The sequence below is a fragment of the Microvirga sp. HBU67558 genome (assembly GCF_018069605.1).
Lineage (GTDB): Bacteria > Pseudomonadota > Alphaproteobacteria > Rhizobiales > Beijerinckiaceae > Microvirga > Microvirga terrae.
In genome coordinates this window covers 1-689 of sequence record NZ_JAGPUP010000255.1, presented here as the reverse complement: position 1 = coordinate 689, position 689 = coordinate 1, and the positions used below count along the sequence as shown (strand labels likewise).

1 protein-coding gene is annotated in these 689 nt (G+C 65.5%); it reads right to left on the bottom strand.

From position 1 onward, the window contains the following. Positions 1–689, bottom strand: a 689-nt coding sequence (gene groEL, locus KBI52_RS01085) for a chaperonin GroEL (protein ID WP_210804815.1), incomplete at both ends; no start/stop codon positions are given.

Here is a 689-nt window from a genome sequence, read left to right as displayed (position 1 = left end):
CGGTCGCCGAAGCCCGGAGCCTTCACGGCGGCGATCTTCAGGCCGCCACGCAGCTTGTTGACCACCAATGTCGCCAGGGCCTCGCCCTCGACGTCCTCGGCGATGATGAGGAGCGGCTTGCCAGTCTGAACCACCGCTTCGAGCACGGGCAGCATGGCCTGGAGGCCGGAGAGCTTCTTCTCGTGGATGAGGATGTAGGGATCCTCGAGCTCCACGCGCATCTTCTCGGCGTTGGTGATGAAGTACGGCGAGAGGTAGCCGCGGTCGAACTGCATGCCCTCCACGACTTCGAGCTCGGTCTCCAGGGACTTGGCTTCCTCGACCGTGATCACGCCCTCGTTGCCAACCTTCTGCATGGCCTCCGCCAGCATGCGGCCCACATCGGCGTCGCCGTTGGCCGAGATGGTGCCCACCTGGGCGATCTCGTCGTTGGACGTCACTTTCTTGGCGTTCTTCTTGAGATCCGCCACGACGGCCTCGACGGCCATGTCGATGCCGCGCTTGAGGTCCATCGGGTTCATGCCGGCGGCCACCGCCTTGGCGCCCTCGCGCACGATGGCCTGGGCCAGAACCGTCGCCGTCGTGGTGCCGTCACCGGCGCGATCGTTCTGCTTGGACGCGACCTCGCGCACCATCTGGGCGCCCATGTTCTCGAACTTGTCGGAGAGCTCGATCTCCTTGGCGACGGT